The 17,276-nt window shown below is 63.5% G+C and carries 15 protein-coding genes; 7 read left to right on the top strand and 8 right to left on the bottom strand.

The genetic code is table 11. The features are described from left to right. Positions 1-221: 221 nt before the first annotated feature. Positions 222-2,261 carry a methyl-accepting chemotaxis protein gene (locus BMW89_RS26965; RefSeq protein WP_092030660.1) on the bottom strand — a complete coding sequence of 680 codons (2,040 nt, stop codon included), beginning with the start codon at positions 2,259-2,261 and terminating at the stop codon, positions 222-224. Positions 2,262-2,654: 393 nt separating this feature from the next. Here BMW89_RS26965 and BMW89_RS26960 point away from each other — a divergent pair, with 393 nt between their 5' ends. The 4 genes from BMW89_RS26960 (at position 2,655) to BMW89_RS26945 (ending at position 7,702) form a co-directional block, all read left to right on the top strand. Beyond that, positions 2,655-3,140, top strand: coding sequence for a (2Fe-2S)-binding protein (locus BMW89_RS26960; protein ID WP_092030657.1), 486 nt, complete (start codon positions 2,655-2,657; stop codon positions 3,138-3,140). Positions 3,141-3,226: 86 nt separating this feature from the next. After that, a complete protein-coding gene (locus tag BMW89_RS26955; RefSeq protein ID WP_092030654.1) occupies positions 3,227-5,569 on the top strand; it encodes a xanthine dehydrogenase family protein molybdopterin-binding subunit in 2,343 nt (780 codons plus the stop codon). A gap of 13 nt (positions 5,570-5,582) precedes the next feature. Next, positions 5,583-6,383 carry an FAD binding domain-containing protein gene (locus BMW89_RS26950; RefSeq protein ID WP_092030652.1) on the top strand — a complete coding sequence of 267 codons (801 nt, stop codon included), beginning with the start codon at positions 5,583-5,585 and terminating at the stop codon, positions 6,381-6,383. Positions 6,384-6,589: 206 nt separating this feature from the next. Beyond that, positions 6,590-7,702: a CaiB/BaiF CoA transferase family protein gene (locus BMW89_RS26945; protein ID WP_092031017.1), complete on the top strand. Its 1,113-nt coding sequence runs from the start codon at positions 6,590-6,592 to the stop codon at positions 7,700-7,702. 128 nt (positions 7,703-7,830) lie between these two features. Here the strand turns inward: BMW89_RS26945 and hppD are convergent, their stop codons facing one another. Beyond that, positions 7,831-8,949 carry a 4-hydroxyphenylpyruvate dioxygenase gene (hppD, locus tag BMW89_RS26940; RefSeq protein WP_092030649.1) on the bottom strand — a complete coding sequence of 373 codons (1,119 nt, stop codon included), beginning with the start codon at positions 8,947-8,949 and terminating at the stop codon, positions 7,831-7,833. A gap of 121 nt (positions 8,950-9,070) precedes the next feature. On the opposite strand from hppD, the gene BMW89_RS26935 reads away from it, so the two are divergent. Further along, positions 9,071-9,550: an Lrp/AsnC family transcriptional regulator gene (locus tag BMW89_RS26935; RefSeq protein ID WP_177196337.1), complete on the top strand. Its 480-nt coding sequence runs from the start codon at positions 9,071-9,073 to the stop codon at positions 9,548-9,550. Between the two features lie 73 nt (positions 9,551-9,623). After that, complete coding sequence (locus BMW89_RS26930; RefSeq protein WP_092030644.1) at positions 9,624-9,935, top strand: DUF1272 domain-containing protein; 312 nt, start codon at positions 9,624-9,626, stop codon at positions 9,933-9,935. An 18-nt stretch (positions 9,936-9,953) separates the two neighbouring features. Here BMW89_RS26930 and fahA read toward each other — a convergent pair whose 3' ends face one another. The 5 genes from fahA to BMW89_RS26905 form a co-directional block, all read right to left on the bottom strand. Beyond that, on the bottom strand, positions 9,954-11,228 hold the full coding sequence (fahA, locus tag BMW89_RS26925; RefSeq protein WP_092030641.1) for a fumarylacetoacetase: 1,275 nt from the start codon (positions 11,226-11,228) through the stop codon (positions 9,954-9,956). Between the two features lie 179 nt (positions 11,229-11,407). After that, positions 11,408-12,754, bottom strand: coding sequence for a homogentisate 1,2-dioxygenase (hmgA, locus tag BMW89_RS26920; protein ID WP_177196336.1), 1,347 nt, complete (start codon positions 12,752-12,754; stop codon positions 11,408-11,410). Then, on the bottom strand, positions 12,751-13,713 hold the full coding sequence (locus tag BMW89_RS26915; RefSeq protein ID WP_092030637.1) for an MBL fold metallo-hydrolase: 963 nt from the start codon (positions 13,711-13,713) through the stop codon (positions 12,751-12,753). Before BMW89_RS26915 ends, hmgA begins: the two co-directional genes overlap by 4 nt. Before the next feature lie 22 nt (positions 13,714-13,735). Continuing rightward, positions 13,736-13,960: a DUF2783 domain-containing protein gene (locus BMW89_RS26910; RefSeq protein ID WP_008137646.1), complete on the bottom strand. Its 225-nt coding sequence runs from the start codon at positions 13,958-13,960 to the stop codon at positions 13,736-13,738. An 8-nt stretch (positions 13,961-13,968) separates the two neighbouring features. Continuing rightward, positions 13,969-15,585 (bottom strand): FAD-dependent oxidoreductase, encoded by a 1,617-nt coding sequence (locus tag BMW89_RS26905; RefSeq protein ID WP_092030634.1) that lies wholly within the window; start codon positions 15,583-15,585, stop codon positions 13,969-13,971. Positions 15,586-15,695: 110 nt separating this feature from the next. On the opposite strand from BMW89_RS26905, the gene BMW89_RS26900 reads away from it, so the two are divergent. Then, positions 15,696-16,238 carry a MarR family winged helix-turn-helix transcriptional regulator gene (locus tag BMW89_RS26900; protein ID WP_092030632.1) on the top strand — a complete coding sequence of 181 codons (543 nt, stop codon included), beginning with the start codon at positions 15,696-15,698 and terminating at the stop codon, positions 16,236-16,238. Here the strand turns inward: BMW89_RS26900 and BMW89_RS26895 are convergent, their stop codons facing one another. After that, positions 16,239-17,045 (bottom strand): N-acyl homoserine lactonase family protein, encoded by an 807-nt coding sequence (locus BMW89_RS26895; RefSeq protein WP_092030630.1) that lies wholly within the window; start codon positions 17,043-17,045, stop codon positions 16,239-16,241. Positions 17,046-17,276: the final 231 nt, after the last annotated feature.

The following is a 17,276-nucleotide window of genomic DNA, read 5'->3' as shown; positions in this document are numbered from 1 at the left end:
ATTCCATTCGCGGAAAACCAGGCGCAGCCCGGAAGCAGCCCGCTTCCCGACTCGAGAGCACGGTAAGGGGCAAAGGATAAGCCACGGTAAATTTATCGCGTCGCAACTTGCGGTTAGGTGACGCGGGAAGATCATTTCAACGCATCGCCCGGACAAGCGAAACGCCGATCCGGGACGAAGGAGGGTGTGACGCTACGGCGAGCGCTTCAGGCAGCCAGGCCTTAGGCCGCCCGGATATTCGCCATGAAGCGGTCGAGCTCGGCGCGGAGGCGGGTGCTCTCGCTGGAGAGTGTCTTGGCCGAATTCAGCACCTCCCCCGACGCCGAGCCGGTCTCGGCTGCGCCGCGGTTGACCTGGCCGATGTCGGTGGCGGCGGTGTGGGTGCCCTGGGCGACGGTCTGGACGCTGCGGGCAATTTCCTGCGTCGCCGCACCCTGCTCTTCCACCGCGCTGGCAATGGAGGTCGAGATCGACGAGATCTGGCCGATGGTCGCGCCAATCTCCTTGATCGCGGCGACCGATTCGGCGGTGGCGCCCTGCATGCCCGCAATGTGCGAGGAAATCTCGTCGGTCGCCTTCGCGGTCTGGCTCGCTAGCGACTTCACTTCACTGGCCACGACCGCAAAGCCGCGGCCGGCCTCGCCGGCGCGCGCCGCCTCGATGGTGGCGTTCAGCGCCAGCAAATTGGTCTGCTCGGCGATCGCCGTGATCAGCTTGACGACTTCACCGATCTGCTGGGCCGCGTGCGAGAGCTTGCCGATACGGCCGTCGGTCTCCTTGGCCTGCACGACGGCGGCTTCGGCAATGCGGTTGGAATCGCGGACCTGGCGGCCGATCTCCTCGACCGAAGCCGACAGCTCTTCGGTTGCGGTGGCGACCGACTGCATGTTGCTGGAGGCCTGCTCGGACACGCCCGCGACCTGGCTCGACAGCGTCTGCGTGATCTCGGCGGTACGAGTCAGTGTGGACGCGGACGATTCGAGCTGCACGGCCGAAGCGGAGACATTCGACACGATAGCGCCGACGGCGCTTTCGAAATCATCGGCGAAACGAATCAGCTCGGAGCGGCGGGCCGCGCTTGCCTCCTTGTTCTGAGCTTCGCTGGCAGCGGCATCGCGCTCGGCCTTGGTGACGGCCTGAACCTTGAATTCCTCGACCGCGCCGGCCATCTCGCCGATCTCGTCCTTGCGGCCGAGCCCCGGCAGCACGACGTCGAAATTGCCCGAGGCGAGCTCGCGCATCGCCTTGCACATCGCGATCATCGGCCGCGAGATGCCGGTGCCGAGCAGAAAGGCGAGGATCGCACCGAGCAGCGTGCCGCCGACGGCCAGCATCAGCACCAGTTGCTCGGTCTTCCCGATGGTCGCCTCCGACTCCGAATCGAGCCGCTGCTGTTCGGCGACGAGGTCCGCCTTCATGGCGGTGGCGCCCTGGAGGATCGCCCTCGCCGAGCCGCTCATCTCGGTCACGAGGTCATCGACCAATTTGGCGTTGGCGATCAGCTTCTCCAGCGATTCGCGATAGGCCGTGAGCAGCCCCTTGGCGTCCTTCAGGCCGGCGACGATCTTGTCGTCCATGGAATAGACGGCGCCGAGCGAGTTCTCGACGAATTTCAGCCGCGCCAGCGCGCTGGTGGCAATCGCCTGATCCGACGTCAGCACGAAATTGGTCGCAGCCGAGCTTGCGGTCTGGAACTGGGCATTGACCTGCTTGGTGCCGAACTCGATCGCCTGCGCCTCGGAATCGGATGCGTTGTTGCCGATGTCGTCGAGCTTGTACTTCAGCAGGTTGGCGTTGCGCGTAAGCTGGTTCTGCACCAGCAGCGCGCTGTCACGCTTGGCCTGGAGGACTTTTGCGAAGGTCGCGGAGAAGTTGGAGAACTCCTTGGCGAGCTTGTCGAGGCTCTCCTGCCGCGCCGGCTTCTTGGCGCCCTTGATGGCCTGGTCGATCGCGCTCTTCAGGCTGGCTTCGGAATCCAGCGCCGCCTTGGCGTCGTCCTCCTTGCCGGTGACGACGAAATATTTGACGGCCGAGCGGTAGGCAAGCAGCTCGCGGTCGATGTTGCGGGCAAGGTCGGCCTCCGACACGCTGGCGCGGTAGGACCCGACCCCGGACGAGACCCGCTCGAAGCCGAAATAGGAGAAGGCCATGCTGCCCGCGGAGATCACCAGCACGGCGGCGAAGCCCAGGATGATCTTGGCGCGGAACCTGAGGGTCGGAAATATTGTGCGCTTAGACGGCGACGCGATACGCCCGGACATTCCCAACCCCCATTTATTCTATTCGGCCGTGTTCCGGAGGCGCCCCGCCTCCAGACCCGGATGCGCAAAACTAGGGCACAATGGATAAGGGGCGGTAAATTCGGCGCGCCCCCGCAATCTCCGGTGTCATCGGCCAAAGGCCGACCGGAGGGGGTGACGGCTGGCATCCCACGCGGGCCGCCGGCCAGGCCGGCGAATCCCCGGCCTGCCCGCCCAAGTCCTTGCCCGCCCAAATCATTGCCCTCCCAAGTCATTGCGCTCCCAAGTCATTGCACCCCCGGCGGGATCGATGACTTTTCCATGACCGCAGCGACCAAAATCCTAGTTGCAAAGTCCGGGGGCGGCGGTCTCTAATTAGAAACAATCAAAATCAATCCCCGGGAGGACTTCACCGTGTCTACAGTCAAACTGACAGTGAACGGCAAGGCCGTTGCTGTCGACGTCGAGGACCGCACGCTGCTGGTCCAGCTGCTGCGCGAAAACCTCAACCTCACCGGGACCCATGTCGGCTGCGACACCAGCCAGTGCGGCGCCTGCGTCGTGCACGTGGACGGCAAAGCCGTAAAATCCTGCACCATGCTGGCGGGCCAGGCCGACGGCGCCAACATCACCACCATCGAAGGCATCGCCAAGGGTGACGAGCTGCACCCGATGCAGGCCGCCTTCCGCGACAATCACGGCCTGCAGTGCGGCTATTGCACCCCGGGCATGATCATGTCGGCGATCGACATCGTGCATCGTCACGGCGGCCAGCTCGACGAGCCCACCGTCCGCCAGGAGCTCGAAGGCAATATCTGCCGCTGCACCGGCTACCACAACATCGTCAAAGCCGTGCTGGACGCGGCAGGCCGCATGAAGGTCTCGCAGGCGGCCGAGTAAAGCGGCTCGCCTCGAAAGAAGAACCGCCCCTGCGGCTTTCGATGGAAAGCACGGGCAAAACAATTTCCGGTCGGGAGGACCAGACAATGGGTGTTGAAGGCATTGGCGCGCGCGTCGTGCGCAAGGAAGACAAGCGTTTCATTACCGGCAAGGGCCGCTACGTCGACGACATCAAATTGCTCGGCATGACCCATGCCCACTTCATCCGCAGCCCGCACGCCCATGCCAAGGTGAAGGGGATCGACTCCTCCGCCGCGCTCAGCATGCCCGGCGTGGTCGCCGTGCTCACGGGACAAGAGATCGTCGACGACAAGGTCGGCAACCTCATCTGCGGCTGGGCCATCACCTCCAAGGACGGCAGCCCGATGAAGATGGGCGCATGGCCGGCAATGGCGCCGGAGACGGTGCGCTTCGTCGGACAGGCCGTCGCGGTCGTGATCGCCGAAACCAAGAACCAGGCGCGCGACGCGGCCGAGGCCGTGGTCGTCAACTACGAAGAGCTGACGGCGGTCGCCGACGTCCATGCCGCGATCAAGGCCGGCGCGCCGCAGCTGCATCCCGAAGCCCCCGGCAACCAGGTCTATGACTGGGTGATCGGCGACGAGGGTGCTGCGGACGCAGCCTTCGCCAAGGCCGCCAATGTCGTCAAGCTCGACGTCACCAACAACCGCCTCGCGCCGAACGCGATGGAGCCGCGCGCGGCGATCGCGGACTACGACGCGGCGGAAGAGCACTATACTTTATATACGACCTCGCAGAACCCGCACGTCGCCCGCCTCGTGCTATCGGCGTTCTACAACATCGCCCCCGAGCACAAACTGCGCGTGATCGCCCCCGACGTCGGCGGCGGTTTTGGCTCAAAAATCTTCATCTATCCCGAGGAGATGGTGGCACTCTGGGCCTCGAAGAAGGTCGGCCGTCCCGTGAAATGGACCGGCGACCGCACTGAAGCCTTCCTCACCGACGCGCATGGCCGCGACCACGTCACCCATGCCGAGTTGGCATTCGACGCCAACAACAAGATCACCGGGCTGAAGGTGAAGACCTACGCCAATTTCGGCGCCTACATGTCGCTGTTCTCCTCATCAGTGCCGACCTATCTCTACGCGACGCTGCTGTCGGGCCAGTACAACATCCCGGCGATCCATGCCGAGGTGATCGGGGTCTACACCAACACCACGCCGGTGGATGCCTATCGCGGCGCGGGTCGCCCGGAGGCGAGCTACCTGATCGAACGTCTGATGGAGACGGCGGCGCGGCAATTGAAGGTCGATCCGGCCGCACTGCGCCGGCAAAACTTCATCACCCAGTTCCCGCACCAGACGCCCGTCATCATGGCCTATGACACCGGCGACTTTAACGCCTCGCTCGATGCCGCGATGAAGGCGATCGACTATGACGGCTTCGCCGCCCGCAAGGCCAAGGCGAAGACGGAAGGCAAGCTGCGCGGCATCGGCTTGTCCTGCTATATCGAGGCCTGCGGCATCGCGCCGTCAAAGGCGGTCGGTAGTCTCGGCGCCGGCGTCGGCCTCTGGGAATCCGCCGAGGTGCGCGTCAACCCGGTCGGTACCATCGAGGTCCTGACGGGCTCGCACAGCCATGGCCAGGGTCACGAAACCACGTTCTGCCAACTCGTCGCGGAGCGCCTAGGCATTCCCATCAGCCAGGTCTCGATCGTCCATGGCGACACCGACAAGGTGCAGTTCGGCATGGGCACGTACGGCTCGCGCTCGGCGGCCGTCGGTCTCACCGCGATCCTCAAGGCCATGGAGAAGATGGAGTCCAAGGCCAAGAAGATCGCCGCGCATGCACTTGAAGCGTCGGAAGGCGACATCGTCATCGAGAACGGCGAGTTCAAGGTGGCCGGCACCGACAAGGCGATCGCGCTGCCGATGGTCGCGCTCGCGGCCTACACCGCACACAATCTGCCTGACGGGATGGAGCCGGGCCTGAAGGAAAGCGCCTTCTACGACCCCACCAACTTCACCTTCCCGGCCGGCTCCTATATCTGCGAGCTCGAGGTCGATCCCGGCACTGGCAAGACCTCCTTCGTCAACTTCGTCGCAGCCGACGATTTCGGCCGGCTGATCAATCCGATGATCGTCGAGGGCCAGGTCCATGGCGGACTTGCCCAGGGCATCGGGCAAGCATTGCTCGAGCACGCGATCTACGACTCCAACGGACAGCCGATTACGGCCTCGTTCATGGATTACTCCATGCCGCGCGCCGACGATCTGCCCTCGTTCAACCTCTCCCACACCACGACACTGTGCCCGGGCAATCCGCTCGGCATCAAGGGTTGCGGTGAGGCCGGCGCGATCGGCGCTTCTGCTGCCGTGATCAACGCGATCACGGATGCGATCGGCAAGAACAATCTGGAAATGCCCGCAACCCCCGACCGGGTGTGGCGCACGATCCACGCGGCTTGAGAGGAGCAGAAAGATGTACCAGACCATTTATCATCGCGCTTCCTCGGTCGACGAAGCCGTAAGCCTGTTCGCCAAGGGCAGCGAAGCAAAGTTCCTCGCCGGCGGCCAGACGCTGTTGCCGGTGATGAAGCAGCGGCTTGCAAGCCCCTCCGACGTGATCGACCTCGGCAAGATCAAGGAGTTGCAGGGCGTCGAGCTGTCGGGCGACGTGCTGACCATCAAGGCCGGCACGACCTATTTCGACATCATGCAGAATGCCGATGTGAAGAAGGCGATCCCCGCAATCGCCTATCTCACCTCGGTGCTCGGCGATCCCGCCGTCCGTTATCGCGGCACGATCGGCGGCTCGATCGCCAACAACGATCCGGCCGCGGATTATCCTGCCGCGCTGCTGGCACTTGGCGCGACGGTGAAAACCAACAAGCGCTCGATCTCGGCAGACGACTTCTTCAAGGGCCTGTTCACCACGGCGCTTGAAGACGGCGAGATCATCACCGCCGTGTCGTTCCCGGTGCCGGCGAAGGCGGGTTACGAGAAAATGCGGCATCCGGCCTCTCGCTTCGCATTGACCGGCGTGTTCGTCGCGCAGACGAAGTCGGGCGAGGTTCGCGTGGCCGCGACCGGCGCTTCGCAGAGCGGCGTGATGCGCGTTGGCGCGATCGAGGCCGCGCTGAAAGCAAACTGGTCGCCGTCGGCGATCGACAGCGTGAACATTTCGGCGAGCAATCTGCTGGCCGATATCCACGGCACCGCTGAGTACCGCGCCAACCTGATCAAGGTCATGGCTCAGCGTGCGGTGACGGCGGCCGGCTGACGATCGCGCTTTAGCGCCTCAACACAAATTTTCCGCGGCGCGCAGCAATGCGCGCCGCTTTTTTGATGCCCCATGCATGAAAAGCGCTTGCCTCGCTGGCGTGAAGACTGGAAAAGTTAATCAGCCAATTAACTCGCCCCACAGAGGAACGTCCCGGGTGATTGCCGGACCACCGGCATCCGCCCGCGACCCGAGGAAACAACAACGTGCTCGATAAATCAGCCCCCTCCGCTTCCGTCCGCGCCTCCGGCCCGCTCTCGGGCTTCCGCATCGTCGAGTTCGCGGGCATCGGACCCGGCCCGTTCGCCTGCATGATGCTGGCCGACATGGGCGCCGATGTCGTCACGCTCGACCGCGTCGGCGCCAAGAAAAGCATGAAGTCGGTGGCAGGACGCGGCCGCAAGGTGATCGAGCTCGACCTCAAGGACAAGGCGGCGATCGCGGAGGTTCTCGACTTGCTTGCGAATGCCGACGCACTGGTCGAAGGCTTTCGCCCCGGCGTGATGGAGCGGCTTGGGCTTGGCCCGGACGTCGTGCTCGCGCGCAATCCAAAACTCGTTTACGGCCGCATGACCGGCTGGGGCCAGGAAGGCCCGCTCGCCAACGCTGCCGGCCACGACATCAATTACATCTCCATCACCGGCGCGCTGGCCGCGATCGGCACCAAGGAAGCGCCGGTGCCGCCGCTCAACCTCGTTGGCGATTTCGGTGGCGGCGCGCTCTATATGGTCGTCGGCGTGCTCGCAGCACTGCTGGAAGTGCAGAAGTCGGGCAAGGGCCAAGTGGTCGACACCGCGATGTGCGACGGCGCAGCATCGCTGATGTCGTTCTTCTTCGACATGACCACGCTCGGCCGCTGGACTGAAGGTCGCAACCAGAACTTCCTCGATGGCGGCGCGCATTTCTACGGCGTCTACGAGTGCGCCTGCGGGCACTTCGTCTCGATCGGCTCGATCGAACCGCAGTTCTACGCACTGCTGCGCGAGCACGCGGGCCTGACTGACGCCGATTTCGACGCGCAGATGAACCCCAAGGCCTGGCCGGCGCTGAAGGAGAAACTGAAAGCGGTGTTCAAGAGCAAGACGCGCGAGGACTGGTGCAAGATCATGGAAGGCACCGACATCTGCTTTGCGCCCGTGCTGACCATGTCGGAAGCGACCGAGCATCCGCACATGGTCGCCCGCGAGGTCTTCATCGAGCGCCACGGCGTGAAGCAGCCGGCGCCGGCGCCGCGCTTCTCGCGGACGCCGTCGGCGGTTCGCGAGCCGGAAGGTGCGGAGATTGCGGCGGTGACGGCTGCGTGGAAAGCGGCAAAGTAACCCCGCGCACGAATCCGTAGGGTAGGCAAAGGCGCATAGCGCCGTGCCCACCATTTCTCCGCGACCTCGATAGCAATGGTGGACACGCTTACGCTTTGCCCACCCTACGACACCGGTTTTGCCGCGCTCTACGCCGCGTCATCCACCTTCAGCACCCCGCGCCGGATCTGATCTTCCTCGATCGATTCGAACAATGCCTTGAAATTGCCCTCTCCAAAGCCGTCATCGCCTTTGCGCTGGATGAATTCGAAGAAGATCGGGCCGATCGCGTTGGCCGAAAAGATCTGCAAGAGCACTTTGGTCTGGCCACCGTCGACCACGCCTTCGCCGTCGATCAAAATGCCGTTCTTGTGCAGCCGCGCGAGATCCTCGCCGTGCTTCGGCAGGCGCGCGTCGATTCGCTCGAAATAGGTCTCGGGCGGCGCCGGCATGAACGGCAGGCCGGCCTCGCGCAGGCCTTCGATGGTGCGATAGATATCGCTACAGCCGCAGGCGATGTGCTGGATGCCCTCGCCGCGATAGATTTTTAGATATTCCTCGATCTGGCCGGAATCGCCGGCGTCCTCGTTGATCGGAATCCGGATTTTGCCGTCCGGGCTCGTCAGCGCACGCGAGAACAGGCCCGAGGCGCGGCCCTCGATGTCGAAGAAGCGAATCTGGCGGAAATTGAAAAGCTTCTCATAGAAGCCGGTCCACACATCCATGCGGCCGCGGTGAACGTTGTGGGTGAGATGATCGAGATAGAACAGGCCGGCTCCGGCGGGCCGCGGATCGCGCGCACCAAGCCATTCATACTCGGCATCATAGGCCGAGCCCTTGGCCCCATAGCGATCGACGAAATACAGCAAACTGCCGCCGATGCCCTTGATGGCGGGGACATCGAGGGTCTTCTGCGCCGATGACACTTCCGCTGGCTCAGCACCGAGTGAAATCGCGCGGTCATAGGCCGCCTTCGCATCGACCACGCGAAAAGCCATCGAAGGCGCGCAGGGGCCGTGCGCGGCGACGAAATCGTAGCCGTGGGTGCCGGGCTCCTCGTTGACGAGATAGTTGATGTCGCCCTGGCGATAGACCGTGATTGTCTTGCTCTTGTGGCGCGCGACGGGCGCATAGCCCATCAGCTTGAACAGCGCATGCAGCTGTTCCGGATTGGGGTGTGCATATTCGACGAACTCGAACCCGTCGGTGCCCATCGGATTGTCGGCGCTGATGGTGGCCGGCGGTGCATCGTGCGGAAACGGACCCATGCTGTTCTCCCAAATTGCTGCTGGGCCGAACTATCCTTCATAGGACGCGCAAGGAGCGTGCAAACGGGACGTCTTTTGGCTATCATATGCACGATCCGTGCATGAATTGGACAAAAGACGCATGATTCCGGTAGACGCCTTCGACCTCAAGATCCTCGGCGCGCTCCAGGAGGACGGCCGCCTCACCAACCAGGAGCTCGCCGATCTCGCGGGGCTTTCCGCCTCGCAATGCTCGCGCCGGCGGATGCGGCTGGAGGAGGAGAAGGTGATTGCAGGCTATCACGCCGATCTCTCCAGCGAGGCGCTCGGCTTCGGCGTGATCGCCTTCATACAGGTCGGGCTTGCGACCCACTCGCCGGACAATTCGAAACGCTTCCGCACGCTGGTCAACCGGATCGACGAAATCCAGGAGGCTTATTCGCTGACAGGCGATGCCGACTACGTGCTGAAGGCCGTGCTGCGCGATCTCAAGGGCCTCTCCAATCTCGTCAACGACGTCTTGATGCCGCACCAGAGCGTGGCGCATGTGCGCTCCTCGATCGTGCTCGACAAGCTGAAGGAAAGCTCAAAGCTGCCGCTGAAGGATTTAAAGGCTGGCTGAAATCGAGGGAACTACGCCATTCGCGCCCCGCGCGCGATCTGCGATGATCAGGTCAATCTGCGGAGATTCACTCATGGCCCTCCAGCTTCGACCGAACTGCGAATATTGCGACCGCGACCTGCCGCCAAGCGCAGCAGATGCGCGGATCTGCTCGTACGAATGCACGTTCTGTGCGGACTGCGTGGAGGCAAAGCTCTCCAACGTCTGTCCAAACTGCGGCGGCGGTTTTGCCCCGCGCCCGATCAGGCCAACGCAGGAATGGCGGCCGGGCGTGTGCACGACGAAGCAGGCGCCGTCCGACAAACGGGTGCATTTGAAGTACAGCGTGGAGGATGTCGCGGCGCATTGCGCGCGGATCAAGGACGTGGCGCCGGAGAAGCGGTAGACTCTCTCTACACGCCGCCTACTCCGCCGCCAAAATCGTCCCCTCGACCTCGCCGAACCCGACGCGATAGCCGTTGCCCTGGCACCAGCCGCGCATGACGAGGCTGTCGCCGTCATCCAGGAACGAGCGCTTGACGCCGCCGGGGAGTTCGGCCGGCTCGGTGCCGTTCCAGCTGATCTCCAAGAGACTGCCGCGCTGGTTCTTCTCCGGGCCGGAGATGGTGCCGCTGCCGAGGAGATCGCCGACATTCATGGCGCAACCGCTGGAGGCATGGTGCATCAGCTGCTGCACCGAGGACCAGTACATGTATTTGAAATTGGTGCGGCTGATGCCGGCGGGCGCATTAGCGCCGGCGGCACGCAAGGAGACATCGAGCTCCAGATTGTAGTTCTGCGGCTTCGCCTGCCTAAGATAGTCGAGCGGCACGGGCTCCTGCTCCGGCCCCTTCAGGCGGAACGGCTCCAGCGCCTCGCGCGCCACCACCCACGGGCTGATCGAGGTCGCGAACGCTTTCGCAAGAAACGGCCCGAGCGGCACATATTCCCATTGCTGGATATCGCGTGCGCTCCAGTCGTTGAGCAGCACGAAGCCGAAGATCATCTCCTCGGCTTGTTGCTCTGTGAGCATGCCGCCCATGGCTGAGGGTTGGCCGACCACGACACCCATCTCCAGCTCGAAATCGAGCCGCTTGCATGGCCCAAAACTAGGCACCTCGACATTCGGCGGCTTCAACTGCCCGCGCGGGCGCTTCACTTTTGTGCCGCTGACGACGACAGTTGACGCGCGGCCGTTATAGCCGATCGGCATATGCAGCCAGTTCGGCTGCAGCGCATTGTCCTTGCCGCGGAACATCACGCCGACATTGGTGGCGTGCTCTTTCGACGAATAAAAGTCGGTGTAGCCGGAGACCGCGAAGGGGAGATGCAGCTTTGCATCGCGCATCGGCACCAGCGCCTGCTGGCGCAGCTCCTCGTTGTCGCGCAGCTCCGGATGATCATGCTGCAGCAGCTCGCTGATCCGCGCCCGCGTCTTCGCCCAGATCTTTGGTCCCAGCGCCATGAAGGGATTGAGCGAGGCGCCGGAGAATACCCCGAGCGGGCCAACGTCGAGCCGGGAGTCCTGCTCGAGCTCCCAGAGATCGAGCACGTAATCGCCGATCGCGACGCCGACCCGCGGCGTCGGATTGGCCACGGTCGAGAACACCCCATAAGGCAGGTTCTGAATCGGGAAGTCGGAGGCGGGATCGATGTCGATGAAGGAGCGGAGGCTGGGATCGTTGGGATGGGTTGTCACGTTTAGCTCGGACCTTTCTTCCTTCTCCCCTTGTGGGAGAAGGTGGCGCGAAGCGCCGGACAAGGGGTTGCATCTGCGAGTCGTGCTGCGAGAGGCTCACGCGGGGAGAGAAACCCCTCACCCGTCTCGCCGCTACGCGGCGAGCCACCCTCTCCCACAAGGAGAGAGGGGAAAGAACCTTACGGCCGGTTCGGATCGAACCGCTTCTCCAGTCCCTTCCAACAATCCGCGTAATCGTCCTGCAGCGTGGAGGCGTTTGCGGCATGGGCTGTCACGCGCTGCGGGTAGCGGGTCTCGAACATGAAGGCCATGGTGCCGGTCAACTTCACCGGTTTCAATTCGCCGTTGCTGGCGTGCTCGAAGGCGTCGCGGTCGGGGCCGTGCGGCAGCATGCAATTGTGCAGCGAGACGCCGCCCGGGACGAAGCCCTGCGGCTTGGCGTCGTAGACGCCGTAGATCAGGCCCATGAACTCGCTCATGATGTTCATGTGATACCAGGGCGGACGGAAGGTGTTGTCGGCGACCATCCAGCGCTCGGGGAAGATCACGAAATCGATGTTCGCCGTGCCCGCGGTCTCCGACGGCGAGGTCAGCACGGTGAAGATCGAGGGATCGGGATGGTCGAAGCCAATCGCACCGACCGGCGAGAACGTCCGCAGATCGTATTTGTAGGGCGCGTAATTGCCGTGCCAGGCGACGACGTCGATCGGCGAATGCGGCAGCGTGGTCTTGAACAGTGCACCGCCCCATTTCACGAACAGCTCCGTCGGCGTGTCCTTGTCCTCGTAATGCGCAACCGGCGTCAGAAAGTCGCGCGCATTGGCAAGGCAGTTCGCGCCAATCGGACCGCGCTCCGGCAGCGTGAAGGCACCGCCGTAATTCTCGCAGAGATAGCCGCGCGCGGGACCATTCGGAATCTCGACGCGGAATTTGACGCCGCGCGGGATCACCACGATCTCGCCGGGCTCGGCGTCGATGCGACCGAACTCGGTGACAACGCGCAAGACGCCCTGCTGAAGCACGAACATCAGCTCGCCGTCGGCATTGTAGAAATGCTGATCCACCATCGATTTGGTGATGAGGTAGACATGCGCAGCCATGCCGGCCTGCGTGTTGACGTCACCGGCGGTCGTCATGGTCTGCACGCCCTGGAGGAAGGTCGTGTCCTCCTTCGGGATCGGCGCCGGGTCCCAGCGCAATTGCGCTATGGGGAGATCGTATTCGTGGCAGGGCGCCGAGCGCCACAAGCCGCCATCGGCCTTCTCGAAGCGGCCGGAATGCTTCACCGACGGGCGGATGCGATACAGCCACGAGCGCTCGTTGGTGCCGCGCGGTGCAGTGAACGGCGAGCCGGAGAGCTGCTCGGCATAGAGGCCGTAGGCGCAGCGTTGCGGCGAGTTGCGCCCGATCGGCAGCGCGCCCGGCAGCGCCTCCGTCTCAAAACTGTTGCCGAAGCCGGACATGTAGCCCGGCGTCACCTGCACCGAACTGCGGATGATCTGATCAGGCGAGGTATTGATGTTCATGACACTCCTCCTCCTTGCAAGTTCGCCCACATTTCCTGGTCGCGCTTGTCGGTCCAGATCACGGGATCGTCGATCCCAGATGCCTCGTCATAGGCGCGCGACACGTTGAACGGCAGGCAGTGCTCGTAGATCGCAAAGCTGTGGAATTTCGGATCCATCACTTCGCGCGTTGCCGCCATCGATTCCCTCAGCGTGCGTCCCTTGGCGACCGAGATCTCTGCCGCGCCATAGAGCGAGGTCACGAAGTCGCGCGTCATTGCGATGGCTTCGCGCACGGTGGCTGTGCCCTTCAGCGCATCGCCGCGGCCCGGCGCAATCGCCTTGGGATTGAAGTTGCGGATCTCGTTCAGCGTCAGCGGCCATTCCCGCAGATGCGCATCGCCGCAATAGCAGGCCGAGTGATATTCGATGAGATCGCCGGAGAACATGACTTCGGCATCCGGCACCCAGGCGACGATGTCGCCGGAGGTGTGGCCGGCGCCGAGCTGCATCAGCCGCACTTCGCGTTTGCCGAGATAGATCGACATCTCGCCTTCAAAAGTCAGCGTCGGCCATGTCAACCCGGGAATGCTTTGCGCATCCTGGAACAGGCGCGGAAAGCGGCCGTACTCGGAATCCCAATCCTGCTGGCCGCGCTCCTCGATCAGCCGATAGGTCTCCTGCGAGGCGACGATGCCCTGCGCCTTATAAGCCGACGCACCGAGCACGCGCACGGCGTGATAATGCGACAGCACGACATATTTGATCGGCTTGTCGGTGACGGCTTTGACGCGCTCGATCACCTTGTTGGCCATCGCCGGCGTCGATTGCGCGTCGAACACCAGACAGCCGTCGTCGCCGACGATGATCGCGGTGTTCGGATCGCCCTCGGCGGTGAAGGCATAGAGATCGGTACCGATCTCGGAGAAGGTGATTTTCTTCTCGGAGAGATCGCCGGTGGACGCGAAGTTCTTCGCCATCAGTTCATCCTTAAGTCTTGGGTCATTGTTGTTGCTGTTGTTGCTGCTGGCCGTCGATCATGCGGCGCTTCGCCAGCACGAGCGCTTCCCGCAGCACGTCGATATCGCCGATATGGTTGGCGAGGATCAGCACCAGCGCCGCATCGAAATCGGCGCTCTGCTCGTCGGTAAGGCCGCGATGCGCTTCGACGATGGCGCGAAAGGCATCATCGGGCCGCGCGAAGTTGGAGCTGGTGGAAAGCGGCATATCAAACCTCAATTCAGGCCGGCTGCGCGCGACAGTGCCGCCGCGATCGCCTCGCGCGTCGGGTGACGGAAGCGCGCCGCAACGTAGCCATCGGGCCTGATCAGATAGGCCGCCCCCGGCTCGGCGCCGTAGCGCCTTGCGACAAGGCCTGAGGGATCGGCAAGCCCCTCTTCGCCACCGATGCGGATATTTTTCACGCCATCTGGTGCGCCGATCGCCGCGCCATTGCTGAACGACAGCAAGGTGAAGCCCGCTCCGTCCCTGCGGAATTCATCCGTCAGATAAGCATGCTCGCCAATAGGCGCATCGAGCATGGAACATCCGGGCCGCGGGCCAGCGTCCCACACATCCGCATCGCGCGACGACAGCGGCGTCTCGTAGCTGCACGGCACCGACAGCCGGCCGCCATTGACCATGCGCTTGCCGAACTCCGTCTCCTTGGCCAGCGACAGCACCGCCTTGCGCAGCCGCGCTTCCTGATGCGAGTTCGGCGCCATGAAATCGGTCGAGCGGGTGGACTCGCGAATATTCTCGTCGGCAGCCAGGCTGCGCTCGACATGGTAGCTCTCGAGCAGGCTCGCGGGCGAGGTGCCACGCAGCACGCGGTCGAGCTTCCACGACAGGTTCTCCGCGTCCTCAAGCCCGGAATTGGCACCGCGCGCGCCAAAGGGCGAGACCTGATGCGCGGAGTCGCCGGCAAAAATCACGCGGCCATGGAGGAAGCGGTCCATTCGCCGGCACTGGAATTTGTAGAGCGAGATCCACTCGAACTCGAACTTGTCGTGGCCAAGCATTCGCGCGATCCGCGGCCGCACATTCTCGGGTTTCTTTTCGACCGTGGGATCGGCGTAGCGGTTGAGCTGGAGATCGATGCGCCAGACGTCGTCGGGCTGCCGGTGCAGCAGCGCCGAACGTCCCGCATGAAACGGCGGATCGAACCAGAACCAGCGCTCGGTCGGAAATTCCGCGGTCATCTTGACGTCGGCGATCAGGAACTGGTCTTCGAACACCTGTCCCGCGAAGTCGGCGCCGACCATCTGCCGCAGCGAGGAGCGCGCGCCGTCGCAGGCGACGACATATTGCGCGTGCAGCCGATAGGCGCCCTCGGGCGTCTCGATCGTCAGCGCAACGGAATCGTTGCGTTGCTCCAGCGCCGTCACCTTGTTGCTCCAGCGCAGGTCGATCGCAGGCAGATCGCTGATGCGATCGACCAGATAGGCCTCGGCGTAATATTGCTGGAGATTGATGAAAGCGGGGCGCTTGTGGCCGTCCTCCGGCAGCAGGTTGAACTGGTAGAGCTGCGACTCGCCGTGAAAAATGCGGCCGACGCTCCACACCACGCCCTTGTCGACCATGCGGTCGGCAACGCCAAGCCGGTCCCAATATTCCAGCGACCGCTTCGAGAAGCAGATCGCGCGGGAGCCTTCGCCGATACGGTCGGCATCATCCAGAAGGACGACGCGCTGACCGCGCTGGGCGAGATCAATCGCCAGCGACAGCCCGACCGGGCCCGCGCCGACGACCACAACCGGATGCTCAGCCGCGCCTTGGCCGGGACGATCCTGGTCGGGGTGGCGGCGATAGCCGAATTGGGATTTGGCCTGATGCGTATTGGCCGGCGCCATACACTAACCTCGGCTCTGGTCAGAAGAGGACTGATCTGCTAGATAGTCTCACGTGCAACTATTTTGGACCGGAGCCGGCCGGCCGTCAACTGGAATTCGGAGCGCAAGCCTTGGCGAGGACATCCAGCGATGCGGCGCTGAAGCGACGAGAGATGGACGAGGCCTCGCCACAACCGAAGGCGCGCCTTGATTTGTTCAGGTTCGTGCCGTTCCGTCTCAACCGGCTTGCGGCGGAGGTGAGCTCCGCGCTCGCGGTCGAATATCAGGAGCGTCACGGTCTCGACATTCCGGCCTGGCGCGTGATCGCCACGCTCGGTTTTCGTAACGATGCCTGTAGCGCGCAGTACATCTCGCAATGCACCCGCACGCACAAATCCACCATCAGCCGCGCGGTGACCACGCTGTTGCACGAGAAGCTGATCGAGCGGGTCGAGAACGAAGCCGACCGCCGCGAATTCCGCCTGCAGCTGACCAAGAAAGGCCGCGCACTCTACGAAGAGCTGTTCCCGCAATTGCTGCGGCGGGAGGACGAAATCCTCGCCTGCCTCTCCGCGCAGGAGCGCAAACAGCTCTCGGCCCTGCTCGGCAAGGTCGAGCAGAGTCTCGATTTGATCCAGACCAGCGAAGAGGCGGATGCGAAGCAGGCGTATTGATCACTTCGCAAATGACCGCGACGGCGGCAAATGCAGCGCCCAGGCATCGACCTTGTCGCTGGCGCGCGGATAGATCTCCGTCACGATCGGATCGTGGCCGGGAATGAACCTGTCAGGATGGCCGGCGAGACGCTCGATCGTCTCCCAGCCCTGCGCCATGTCCCCGATATTGAGAACGATCGGGAAGGGGCTCCGGCGCTGGAGATTGGCGTAATAATGCGCGGCATCGGACGCCAGCACCACCGGCCCTCGCGCAGTCTCAACCTTGACCACCTGCAATCCGTCCGAATGGCCGCCGACGCGATGCACGGTGACGCCGGGCGCGATCTCGCCGTCGCCCGAATAGAAATTGACGCGCTCGCCATAGACATGGCGCACCATCTGCGTGACGTGCTCGACCGAGAACGGATGTCGCAGCAGTCCGTTGCACATGCAGCGGCCCGTCGCGTAGGCCATCTCACGCTCCTGGAGATGGAAGCGCGCGCTCGGGAAGCGGTCGAGATTGCCGGCGTGGTCGTAATGCAGATGTGTCACGATAATGTCGCGAATGCTCGATGCCGCGACGCCAAAGCGCTCCAGCGCATCGACCGGATTGAGCGTCAGCTTGCGCGCCCGCGCGCTCGCCTCCTCGGCATTGAAGCCGGTATCGACCAAAATCTCCCGGCCGCCGCCGCGGATCAGCCAGACGAAATAGTCGAGGTCCTGCGCCGCGCTGTCATGCGGATCGGGCTGAAGGAAGTTCATGCTGGGGGTGCGCGGCGACATCGTCGCATAGCGCAGGGCGTAGATTTCGTAGGCGTTTCCCATGGTTCTTGCTTTTTCTGAGTTGGATCTTGCGGGACGATCGCGCGCACCAAGCCATTGTCCGCCGGAAAGGTCAAACGCCGCGCACTGCGACAGAGGCAGGCCTGCAATGTGAGACCAATCACACTATCGCCTCCCTCGCTGCATTAACATGGCACCCGCAAGACCCAACCAGATCGTATCGAGTTCAACCGTGACAGTCCGTTTATTCCCCTCGCAGCGCGCCCATGCATC

It is taken from the genome of Bradyrhizobium sp. OK095 (genome assembly GCF_900109945.1).
Taxonomy (GTDB): Bacteria; Pseudomonadota; Alphaproteobacteria; order Rhizobiales; family Xanthobacteraceae; genus Bradyrhizobium.
This window is presented reverse-complemented; position numbering and strand designations above follow the sequence as displayed.